The sequence below is a fragment of the Kribbella voronezhensis genome, from assembly GCF_004365175.1.
Lineage (GTDB): Bacteria > Actinomycetota > Actinomycetes > Propionibacteriales > Kribbellaceae > Kribbella > Kribbella voronezhensis.
The window spans coordinates 3,379,367-3,390,607 of record NZ_SOCE01000001.1 but is presented as its reverse complement, the minus strand read 5'-3'; the positions used below and the strand labels follow the sequence as shown (position 1 = coordinate 3,390,607).

Annotated in this window: 10 protein-coding genes; 8 read left to right on the top strand and 2 right to left on the bottom strand. The window is 68.0% G+C overall.

Annotated elements, in window-relative coordinates:
- The first annotated feature begins 11 nt into the window (after positions 1-11).
- The 7 genes from rhaS to EV138_RS15540 are packed head-to-tail and all read left to right on the top strand — an operon-like array spanning position 12 to position 7,764.
- The gene (rhaS, locus tag EV138_RS15570) at positions 12-1,100 is read left to right on the top strand and encodes a rhamnose ABC transporter substrate-binding protein (protein ID WP_133979644.1); all 1,089 of its coding nucleotides are present in this window, start codon (positions 12-14) and stop codon (positions 1,098-1,100) included.
- Between the two features lie 10 nt (positions 1,101-1,110).
- Positions 1,111-1,446, top strand: coding sequence for an L-rhamnose mutarotase (locus EV138_RS15565; protein ID WP_133979643.1), 336 nt, complete (start codon positions 1,111-1,113; stop codon positions 1,444-1,446).
- 5 nt (positions 1,447-1,451) lie between these two features.
- The gene (rhaI, locus tag EV138_RS15560; RefSeq protein WP_133979642.1) at positions 1,452-2,609 is read left to right on the top strand and encodes an L-rhamnose isomerase; all 1,158 of its coding nucleotides are present in this window, start codon (positions 1,452-1,454) and stop codon (positions 2,607-2,609) included.
- Positions 2,606-4,642 carry a bifunctional aldolase/short-chain dehydrogenase gene (locus tag EV138_RS15555; RefSeq protein ID WP_133979641.1) on the top strand — a complete coding sequence of 679 codons (2,037 nt, stop codon included), beginning with the start codon at positions 2,606-2,608 and terminating at the stop codon, positions 4,640-4,642. Before rhaI ends, EV138_RS15555 begins: the two co-directional genes overlap by 4 nt.
- A gap of 10 nt (positions 4,643-4,652) precedes the next feature.
- Complete coding sequence (locus EV138_RS15550) at positions 4,653-6,086, top strand: L-fucose/L-arabinose isomerase family protein (RefSeq protein ID WP_133979640.1); 1,434 nt, start codon at positions 4,653-4,655, stop codon at positions 6,084-6,086.
- Complete coding sequence (locus EV138_RS15545; RefSeq protein ID WP_133979639.1) at positions 6,083-7,537, top strand: rhamnulokinase; 1,455 nt, start codon at positions 6,083-6,085, stop codon at positions 7,535-7,537. Before EV138_RS15550 ends, EV138_RS15545 begins: the two co-directional genes overlap by 4 nt.
- Entirely contained in the window at positions 7,534-7,764 is a 231-nt protein-coding gene (locus EV138_RS15540) for a LuxR C-terminal-related transcriptional regulator (RefSeq protein ID WP_133979638.1), read from the top strand. Before EV138_RS15545 ends, EV138_RS15540 begins: the two co-directional genes overlap by 4 nt.
- A gap of 13 nt (positions 7,765-7,777) precedes the next feature.
- Here the strand turns inward: EV138_RS15540 and ilvA are convergent, their stop codons facing one another.
- Positions 7,778-9,061, bottom strand: coding sequence for a threonine ammonia-lyase IlvA (gene ilvA, locus EV138_RS15535; RefSeq protein WP_133979637.1), 1,284 nt, complete (start codon positions 9,059-9,061; stop codon positions 7,778-7,780).
- A gap of 230 nt (positions 9,062-9,291) precedes the next feature.
- Between ilvA and EV138_RS15530 the strand changes: the two genes are divergently transcribed.
- Positions 9,292-10,155, top strand: coding sequence for an HIRAN domain-containing protein (locus EV138_RS15530; RefSeq protein WP_133979636.1), 864 nt, complete (start codon positions 9,292-9,294; stop codon positions 10,153-10,155).
- Positions 10,156-10,245: 90 nt separating this feature from the next.
- On the opposite strand, the gene EV138_RS15525 is transcribed toward EV138_RS15530, so the two are convergent.
- Positions 10,246-11,205, bottom strand: coding sequence for an acetylxylan esterase (locus EV138_RS15525; RefSeq protein WP_133979635.1), 960 nt, complete (start codon positions 11,203-11,205; stop codon positions 10,246-10,248).
- Positions 11,206-11,241: the final 36 nt, after the last annotated feature.

Genomic DNA, 11,241 nt, shown 5'->3' with positions numbered 1-11,241 from the left:
AGGACAACGTCATGACCATCCCTCTCTCCCGCCGCCTGGCGGTACCGCTCGCGACGGTGGCCGTCGTCTCCCTCGCGCTGACCGCGTGTGGTGGTGGCACGACCAAGTCGAGTTCGTCGGGTGACACCGGTGCTCCGGCCGCGAGTACGGCGACGAAGGCCGACCCGAACGCGCCGCTGAAGGAAGGCCTCAAGATCGCCTACCTGCCCAAGCAGCTGAACAACCCCTACACCGACGTCGAGGTGGGCGGCGGCAAGGTCGCGGTCGGCGAGCTCAAGGGCGAGTACAAGCTGGTCGGCCCGAACGACGCGAGCGCGTCCTCGCAGGTCAGCTACATCAACACCCTCATCCAGCAGCAGCAGGACGTCATCGTGGTCGCCGCGAACGACCCGAACGCGGTCTGCCCGTCGCTGAACCAGGCCCGGAAGGCCGGGATCAAGGTCGTCTCGTTCGACTCCGACGCCTCCAAGGACTGCCGCGACGCCTTCATCAACCAGGCGACCACCCAGGGCATCGGTGAGAGCCTGGTGAAGATGGCCAGCGAGCTGGCCGGCGGCTCCGGTGAGATCGCCGTCCTCTCCGCGACGCCGAACGCGACCAACCAGAACTCCTGGATCCAGGTGATGAAGACCGAGCTGGCCAAGCCGGCGAACGCGAAGCTGAAGCTGGTCAAGATCGCCTACGGCAACGACGACGACCAGAAGTCCTTCACCGAGGCGCAGGGTCTGCTGCAGTCGTACCCGAACCTGAAGGTGATCATCTCGCCCACCACGGTCGGTATCGCCGCCGCCTCGCGGTACGTGAGCGCCTCGTCGTACAAGGGCAAGGTCGCGATCACCGGCCTCGGCCTGCCGAACCAGATGCGCCAGTACGTCAAGGACGGCACGGTGAAGAAGTTCGCGCTGTGGAACCCGGCCGACATCGGCTACCTCGCCGCGTACGCCGGGGCCGCGCTCAAGTCGGGCCAGATCACCGGTGCCGAGGGCGAGAAGTTCAAGGCCGGCAAGCTCGGTGAGTACACCGTCGGCGCGGCCGGCGAGATCGTGCTCGGCCCGCCGACCGAGTTCACCGCGGCCAACATCGACAAGTTCAACTTCTGACGAGGTGGCCGTGAATCGCTACTGCTTCTGCCTCCAGGTCAGGCCGGACCGGCTCGACGAGTACGTCGAACGGCACCGCAACGTCTGGCCCGAGATGCAGGCCGCGCTGCGGGACTCCGGGTGGCACAACTACTCGCTCTTCCTCCGCGACGACGGCCTGCTGATCGGGTACGTCGAGGCCGACGACCTGGAGGCGGCGCAGAAGGCGATGGCCGCCACCGAGGTGAACACCCGGTGGCAGGCCGAGATGACCGAGTTCTTCACTGGTATCGAAGGACGGCCGCCGGACGAGTCGTTCCTGCTGCTGCCCGAGATCTTCCATCTGACCCCGAGTACCGAGGACTGACTGATATGACCAGCGTGACTGATGCCCTTAGCCGTCAGGAGATCGAACTGCCGTCCTGGGCGTTCGGGAACTCGGGCACCCGGTTCAAGGTGTTCAGCCAGCCCGGCGTCCCGCGGTCGCCGGAGGAGAAGATCGCCGACGCGGCGGTGGTGCACAAGTACACGGGGGTCGCGCCGAGCGTCGCGCTGCACATCCCGTGGGACAAGGTCGACGACTACGCCGGCCTTTCGGCCTACGCGAAGGAGCAGGGCGTCCGGCTCGGTGCGATCAACAGCAACGTGTTCCAGGACGACGACTACAAGCTCGGCAGCGTGACGAACCCGGATCCGCGGGTCCGTCGCAAGGCGACCGACCACCTGCTCGAATGCGTCGACATCATGGACGCCACCGGGTCGCGCGACCTGAAGCTGTGGTTCTCCGACGGGACGAACTACCCCGGCCAGGACGACCTGTGGGACCGCCAGGACCGGCTGTCCGAGGCGTTGCACGAAGTCTACGAACGGCTCGGTGACAACCAGCGGATGCTGCTGGAGTACAAGCTCTTCGAGCCGGCCTTCTACGCCACCGACGTACCGGACTGGGGTACGTCGTACGCGCACTGCCTCGAACTGGGGCCGAAGGCAACGGTCTGCATCGACACCGGGCACCACGCGCCGGGGACCAACATCGAGTTCATCGTCGCGTTCCTGCTCCGGGCCGGCAAGCTCGGCGCGTTCGACTTCAACAGCCGGTTCTACGCCGACGACGACCTGATGGTCGGGGCGGCCGACCCGTTCCAGTTGTTCCGGATCATGAACGAGATCGTCCGCGGCGACGCGCTCGACCCGGACCGCGGGATCGCCTTCATGCTCGACCAGTGCCACAACATCGAGGCGAAGATCCCGGCGATCATCCGCTCCGTGATGAACGTCCAGGAGGCCACCGCCAAGGCGCTGCTGGTCGATCGCGACGCGCTGCGCAAGGCGCAGTCCGAAGGTGACGTGCTGGCCGCGAACGCCGCTCTGATGGATGCCTTCAACACCGACGTCCGGCCGTTGCTCGCCGACCTCCGCGCCGACCAGGGGCTGGACCCGGACCCGATCGCCGCCTACCACCGCAGCGGCTACTTCGAGCAGATCAGCAAGGACCGAGCCGACGGCCAGCAGGCTGGATGGGGAGCATGAGCCAAGACATCGCAGCCGAGCTTGTTGCACGAAGCAACAGACTGGGCGCCGACCCGCGCAATACCAACTACGCCGGCGGCAACACGTCCGCCAAAGGAACCGCGACCGACCCGGTGACCCAACAGCCGGTCGACCTGGTGTGGGTCAAGGGATCCGGTGGCGACCTCGGCACCCTCACCACCGCGGGCCTCGCAGTACTGCGGCAGGACCGCCTGAACGCGCTCGTCGACGTGTACCCGGGCGTGGACCGTGAGGACGAGATGGTCGCCGCGTTCGACTACTGCCTGCACGGCAAGGGCGGCGCGGCGCCGTCGATCGACACCGCCATGCACGGCCTGGTCGACGCACCGCATGTCGACCACCTGCACCCGGACTCGGGCATCGCACTCGCCACGGCCGCCGACGGTGAGAAGCTCACCGCCGAGTGCTTCGGCGATCGGGTCGTGTGGGTTCCCTGGCGCCGGCCCGGGTTCCAGCTCGGCCTGGACATCGCGCAGGTGAAGAAGGACAACCCGCAGGCGATCGGCGTGATCCTCGGTGGCCACGGCATCACGGCGTGGGGGAGTACGTCGGCCGAATGCGAGGCCAACTCGCTCGAGATCATCCGGACGGCGGAGCTCTTCCTTGCGCAGAACGGGAAACCCGAGCCCTTCGGGCCCGTAGTACCGGGGTTCGAGGCGCTGCCGGCTGAGGAGCGTCGTGCCAGGGCTGCGGCTTTGGCGCCGGTCATCCGCGGGCTCGCCTCGACCGACAACCCGCAGGTCGGCCACTTCAACGACGCCGACGTCGTGCTGGAGTTCACCGCGCGCGAGCGGCTGGCCGAGCTGGCCGCGCTCGGCACCTCCTGCCCGGACCACTTCCTGCGGACCAAGGTCCGGCCGCTCGTCCTGGACCTGCCGCCGTCGGCCTCGATCGAGGAAGCGACCACCCGGCTGCGAGAACTCCATCTGCAGTACCGCGAGGACTACGCGGCGTACTACGACCGGCACGCGCAGCCGGACAGCCCGCCGATGCGGGGCGCCGACCCTGCGATCGTGCTGGTGCCGGGTGTCGGCATGTTCAGCTTCGGCAAGGACAAGCAGACCGCCCGGGTCGCCGGTGAGTTCTACGTCAACGCGATCAACGTGATGCGCGGCGCCGAGGCCGTCTCGACGTACGCGCCGATCGACGAGCGCGAGAAGTTCCGGATCGAGTACTGGGCGCTCGAAGAGGCCAAGCTGCAGCGGATGCCGAAGCCGAAGCCGCTCGCGACCCGGATCGCGTTCGTCACCGGCGGCGGATCGGGCATCGGCAAGGCGATCGCCCAGCGGCTCGCGGCCGAGGGTGCCTGCGTCGTGGTCGCCGATCTCGACCTGGCCGCGGCAGAGGCCGTCGCCGAGGAGATCGGCGGCACGGATCGCGCGATCGCGGTCGGAACCGACGTCTCCGATGGTGCCGCCGTCGAGGAGGCGATGCGCACCGCCGTACTGGCGTTCGGTGGGGTCGATCTCGTCGTGAACAACGCCGGGCTGTCGATCTCGAAGCCGTTGCTGGAGACAACCGAGAAGGACTGGGACCTGCAGCACGACGTGATGGCGAAGGGTTCGTTCCTGGTCTCGCGGGCGGCCGCGAAGATCCTGATCGAGCAGGGCATCGGCGGCGACATCGTCTACATCTCCAGCAAGAACGCGGTCTTCGCCGGCCCGAACAACGTCGCGTACGGCGCCGCCAAGGCGGACCAGGCGCACCAGGTCCGGCTGCTCGCGGCCGAACTCGGTGAGTACGGGATCCGCGTGAACGGCGTCAATCCCGACGGGGTCGTTCGGGGCTCGGGGATCTTCGCCAAGGGCTGGGGCGCGCAGCGAGCCGCGGTGTACGGCGTACCGGAGTCCGAGCTCGGCGCCTTCTATGCCAAGCGGACGCTGCTCAAGCGGGAGGTGCTGCCCGAGCACGTAGCGGCTGCCGTCTTCGCGCTGGCCGCTGGAGACCTGTCCCTCACCACCGGCCTGCACGTACCCGTCGACGCGGGTGTGGCCGCCGCCTTCCTGCGCTGAGAGGAGTCCGATGAGCCTGCTAGAGAGGGTTGAGCCGCGGAAGACCCGGATCGGCCTGGTCGCCGGTGGCCTCGGCGCGTACTGGCCGCAGTTCCCCGACCTGCTCCCGCAGTTGCAGGCGTCCGCGCGCCGGGTGTCCGAGCGGTTCTCGGAGCTGGACTGCGAGGTCGTCGACGTCGGGTTCATCTCGGACGCTCAGGAAGGCGCAGTGGCGGCCGAGAAGCTCCGGGTCGCCGACTGCGATCTGATCGTCGGCTTCCTGACCACCTACATGACCGCGTCGATGCTGGTCCCGGTCGCCCAGCGCAGCGGGGCTCCGGTGCTGCTGCTCAACCTGCAACCGACCGAGTCGATGGACCACGCGTCGTTCGACACCGGCGCCTGGCTCGCGTACTGCGGTGCCTGCCCGCTGCCCGAGATGGCGAACGCCTTCGAGCGCTGCGGGATCGACTTCCGTTCGGTCTCCGGGTACGTCGAGGACGAGCGCGCCTGGGACCGGATCGGCCGTTGGATCAAGGCGGCCGGCGTACGGGCGGCTTTGCGGCACGGCCGGCACGGCCTGCTCGGGCATCTGTACCCCGGGATGATGGACGTGATCACCGACCCGACCCTGGTCTCCGCCCAGCTCGGCGGGCATGTCGAGATCCTCGAGATCGACGACCTGCGGGTCCGGGTCGAGCAGGTCACCGAGGCGGAGACCACCGAGCGGATGAAGCTCGCCCGGGAGATCTTCACCCTGGACGACTCGGTGGTGGAGGACGACTTCCGTTGGGGCGCGACCGTCTCGGTCGCGCTCGACCGGCTGGTCGAGGACTTCCAGCTCGACACGCTCGCCTACTATCATCGCGGCCTCGACGGCGAGACCCACGAACGGGTCGCGGCCGGGATGATCCTCGGCGCCTCGCTGCTCACCGCTCGCGGCATCCCGGCAGCAGGCGAGTACGAGCTGCGGACGTCGCTGGCGATGCTGGTGATGGACCGCCTCGGCGGTGGCGGGTCCTTCACCGAACTGCAGGCGCTGAACTTCCATGACAACGTGGTCGAGATGGGTCACGACGGTCCCGCCCACCTCGCGATCAGCTCCGCCAAGCCCTTGCTGCGTGGACTAGGGGTGTACCACGGCAAGCGCGGCTGGGGTGTCTCGGTCGAGTTCGACGTCAAGCACGGCCCGGTCACCACCCTCGGCCTCGGCCAGCTCCGCGACGGGACCTTCCGGCTGATCGCCTCCGAGGGAACGGTTGTCCCCGGCCCCTTGCTGCAGATCGGCAACACCACTTCGCGCGTCGACTTCGGTTGTGATCCCGGCGAGTGGACCGACGCCTGGTCCGGCTCGGGCGTGGCCCATCACTGGGCCCTCGGCACCGGTCACCAGACCAAGAACCTGGAGGCAGTCGCCGATCTCCTGCACCTCGACCTCAAGGTAGTAGCGCCGGAGCGCCGATGACCCGCTGGCGGGTGGCTGCGGTGGACCTGGGCGCGTCGAGCGGACGCGTGATGGTCGGTCAGGTCGGACCGGACGAACTGGAGCTGACCGAGGTACACCGGTTCTGGAACGGCCCGGTGCGCCTCGGCGGCACCTTGTACTGGGACATCCTGCACCTGTACCGCGAGACACTCGCCGGGCTCACCAAGGCGGCGGCGACCGGACCGCTGGACGGGATCGGGATCGACTCGTGGGCGGTCGACTACGGTCTGCTCGACGCCGAGGGCAACCTTCTCGGCAATCCCGTGCACTACCGTGACGAGCGCACGACCGGTGTGATGGAACGCGTTCTGCAGAAGGTCTCCGCGGACGACCTGTACGCCGTGACCGGCTTGCAGCAGTTGCCCTTCAACACGATCTACCAGCTCGCCGCCGAGCAGCGCCTCGATCAGGCCGAGACGCTCCTGATGATCCCGGACCTCCTCGGCTACTGGCTCACCGGCATCATCGGCGCCGAGGCGACCAACGCCTCCACCACACAGCTGTACGACGTACGCGAGCGCGCCTGGAGTTCTGCGCTTGCCGAGCGGGTCGGGGTGCCGCGGAGCTTGTTGCCGTCGATTCGCCAACCAGGCCAGGTGATCGGGCCCCTGCTCGCAGAAGTGGCCGATGAGGCCGGGCTGGATCCAGCGACTCCGGTCATCGCGGTCGGATCGCACGACACCGCGTCCTCGGTCGTCGCGGTGCCGGCGGTCGACGACCGGTTCGCCTACATCTCCTCCGGAACGTGGTCGCTGGTCGGCCTGGAACTCGACCAGCCGGTGCTGACCGCGGAGGCGCAGCAGGCGAACTTCACCAATGAAGGCGGTGTCGACGGCCGGATCCGGTTCCTCCGGAACGTGATGGGGCTGTGGATCCTGCAGGAGTGCCTGCGCGAGTGGGGCGCTGAAGACGAGTTGCCGCGAGTGCTCGCCGAGGCAGCCGCGGCACCGGCGTACGCAGTACTGGTCGATCCGGACGATCCGTCGTTCCTTGCCCCTGGCAACATGGTGCGGAGGATCGATGAGTACTGCGCGCGAACCGGTCAGGAAGCACCCGCCTCGCGGGGTGCGCTGGCGCGGTGTGTGCTGGAGAGTCTCGCGCTGGCGTATCGCCGGACGCTGCGGCTCTCACAACAGCTCACCGGCCGCGAGGTCGACGTCGTCCAGGTGATCGGCGGCGGATCGCAGAACGAACTGCTGTGCCAGTTGACCGCGGATGCCTGCGGTCTTCCCGTGCTGGCCGGTCCGGTCGAAGCGTCCGCGCTCGGGAACGTGCTGGTGCAGGCACGGGCTCTCGGCGCTCCGCTGCCGGACCTGACGGCGATGCGCGCGCTGGTCCGCGCGACCCACGAGTTGCGGCGCTATGTTCCGCAAGGCAAACCGGCCGACTGGGACGCCGCCGAGTCCCGGGTGTTCGGAGGATCATCATGACCGTTCTGCAGCACGAAACGCGCCCCCGCGTGCAGCGGGAGATCAGCCACGACGACCTGCAGTTGCTCCGGCTGCTGGCCACAGGTCTGCCCGTCGACTCGGTCGCCCGCCGCCTCGACCTGTCCGAGCGCACGGTCCGCCGCCGTACCCGAGCCGCCTGCGACCGACTCGGCTTCGGCACGGCAGTAGAAGCCATAGTCTGGGCAGCCCGCCGCGGCTTACTCTGACCAGCCGGCTCGGTCAGATCAGGTAGCGGAACTCTGCTGAGTCGGGCTTGATGCGCTCGATGTCGAGTGGGGCGGCCTCCATCCGGTCGAGGAGGCCGGAGAGGTCGCCCGGGCGGCCGATCTCGATGCCGACCAGGGCGACACCGGTCTCGCGGTTGTTGCGCTTCACGTACTCGAAGAGAGTGATGTCGTCGTCCGGGCCGAGGACACCGTCCAGGAACTGCCTGAGCGCGCCCGGCTCCTGCGGGAACGTGACCAGGAAGTAGTGCTTCAGGCCCTCGTGGACCAGGGAGCGCTCGAGGATCTCGCCGTACCGGCTGACGTCGTTGTTGCCGCCCGACAGCAGACAGACCACCGTGTCACCCGGCTTCACCTCGACACCGTGGCCGAGAGCGGCCGCGGACAGAGCGCCCGCCGGCTCGGCGATCAGGCCGTCGGTCTGGTACAGCTCCAGCATCTCCGAGCACACCAGTCCCTCGGGGACGGACATCATCTCGACGCCGGCCGCGGACACCAAGGGCAGCGTCGCGTCGCCGACCCGGCGCACGGCGGCGCCGTCGACGAAGCTGTCCAGGTGCGGCAGGGTCACCGGCTCGCCGGCAGCCAGGGCCGCAGCCATGCTCGCCGCCCCGGCAGGCTCCACACCCACCACCCGTACGCCGGGATGCCGCTCCTTGAGCCACGTGGCGACGCCGGCCACCAGCCCACCACCGCCCACCGGAACCACCAGTACGTCGGGCGCGCGGCCCAACTGGTCCACGAGCTCCACGGCGACGGTGCCCTGACCGGCGACGGTGCGCGGGTCGTCGAAGGCGGGGACCAGGGTCGCGCCGGTGCGAGCCGCCTCTGCGAGCGCTGCGGCGGCCGCGTCGTCATAGCTGTCGCCGGTGACGATCACCTGGATCTGATCGCCACCGAGTGCGGCTATCCGATCCCGTTTCTGGCGAGGCGTAGTACGCGGTACGAAGACTTGTCCGTGCACGTCGAGCATGTGACAGGAATACGCCAGCCCTTGGCCGTGATTGCCGGCGCTGGCACAAACGACCCCGGCTTTCTTGGAAACGTCGTCCAGTTGAGCAATCAGGTTGTAGGCCCCGCGCAACTTGTACGAACGGCCGACCTGCAGATCTTCGCGTTTCAGCCAGACCTCGGCGCCGATCCGCTCCGAAAGCCGCGGGTTGCGCTGCAACGGAGTACGCACAGCGACGCCTTCCAAGCGGCGTACCGCAGCCTCGATCGCGGCCGCGTCGATGATTGATCGAGCGACTGAATCAGCTTCTGCATTAGTGCCCTGCATGAGCTTCCTTCCCGTGCATCTGCACGATTCTTACCATTTCGCTCACTGCACAAGACGCGCTCCGTCCAAAGTACGGACCGCCGGACACCGTTGGGAAACAAGGTCCTTTTTCATGCGTGAAACAGGTCGTTACTGGGCAGTCTAGTTTTCATACGCTCACTCGGTGTAACGCCCAGGGTCCTGGACGGGATGAGCCGAGTAAACCGGTCAACGGGGACTGGAGGGCAGCTATGGAATCGATTCCGTTCAGTCTGTGGGGAGACGCGTTGTGGTGTGGTCAGGAAGTCGTCCGGGAAGCCCCGCACGAGCAGGCGATTCGGAGCCTGTTCCCTGATCCCATCCCGGCGCGTGGCGCAGATCTGGACACGGACGCGGATCTCGTTCCGGAGCCACACAACCGGTTCGACCCGCGCTCGATCGCAGTACGGGTACAAGGCAGGACCGTCGGCTATCTGCCGAGGGAGGACGCACACCGGTACCACCCGGTGCTGTCGGAACTGGTGGCGCAAGGCCTGCAGCCGCAGGTCCCGTGCCATCTGTGGGTCAGTGAGTGGGAACCGGCCGATTGGGAGGGCAAGAGCAACGGTACGGAGTTCCATGCCAGCGTGGCGGTCGCTCTCGGGCAGCCGCACATGCTGGTCCCGGTGAACCTCCCACCGCCGGGGAGTTACCAGCTGCTGCCGATGGGCAGCGGGATCGTGGTACCGGGCAGTGAGGTGCATCCGGAGGTGCTGGCACCGTTCTTCCGGCCGGAAGGCGAGTGCTGGGCGTACGCCACGATGCACGCGGTCGAGGAGGAGGACGTCTTCGCCGACCGGAACCGGATGGTGGTGGAGATCAGGCTGGACGACGAACCGGTCGGCCGGCTCAGCCCTCGGCTCAGCGCCGAGTTCCTGCCGGCCGTCCACTACCTGGCCGACATGCGGGCCGAGACAGCCGCTCGGGTCACCGTGCGCGGTGACAGAGCAGCATCGGAGGTGATCCTGTATGCGGCCCGGAGTCACGACCTGCCGGCCACCTGGCCGGATGGTCTGACCCGATCCCCAGTCGCTTCTCCGGCGTGGCACTACTGGGCGGGTAAAGAAGCCAACTGAGGCTCACGGCGGACGCGCAGTACTCACCAACCAGGTGGTGGCGGGTGATGCGGGTCTACCAAGGGCTCGGGCGGTGCCGGCAGATCGGCGTCAGAGTTTGGCGCCGATCTGCTGGTAGATCTCGTCCATCGCGCCCGGCAGGTCGTCGTGGCCGAAGTCGGGGTAGAGGCGGAGCTCCTTCGGCGAGGTGAGCTTGTTGTAGGCGGCGTACTGGGTGGAGGGCGGACAGGTCTCGTCCTCGAGGCCGACGTACAGGGTGACCTCGGCCTGGATCCGCGGCGCGAGGTGCTGTACGTCGATGTAGCCGAGGGTGGTGAAGACCTCGTCCTCGCGCAGGTGCCGGGGATCGCGCTTGCGGAACCAAGTGGTGATCTCGCCGTACGGGTTCGTGTCGAGGTTCAGATCCCAGGCGCGGCGGTAGTCGGTGAGGAACGGGAAGACGCTCGCGGTGTACTTGATCTCCGGGGTCAGCGCGGCCGCGACCAGGCTCAGGCCGCCACCCTGGCTCCAGCCGGTGGTGGCGACTCTCGAGGCGTCCACTTCGGGCAGGCCGCGGATGATGTCCGCCAGTCGCCGGGTGTCGAGGAAGACGTGCTTGTAGAGCAGGCTGTCCGGCCCGCCGTCGAGGCCCTCGACCAGGTGGTTGCGCAGCGAGAAACTGTTCGGCTGCTGGGAGGGGGTGCGGAACGCGACCTGCTCGCGCACGTCCAGAGCGGCGATGGTGAACCCGTGCGCGGCGTACGGGATCAGGTCGATCCACTTGGGCTGCTCACCGCCGTACCCGTGGAACATCAGGACGGCCGGGCCGGTCGGGTTCTCCGGGCGGATCACCTTGGCGTGCACCCGGTAGCCGCCGGTGCCGGTGAAGTACAGGTGCTCGGCGCGCGCGAACGGCAGCGGGAAATCGGTGGCCGCCTCGAAAACCGTCTCGGGGTCGGTGCCGTCGAGTTCGGCCAGCGCCTTGTCCCAGAACTGGTCGAAGTCGTCGGGGCGCGGGTTGGTGCCCTGGTAGGCGATCAGTTCCTCGGCGGACATCTCGAACGAAAGCACAGCCGGACTCCCAAAGATCAAGCGGATGAACCGCTG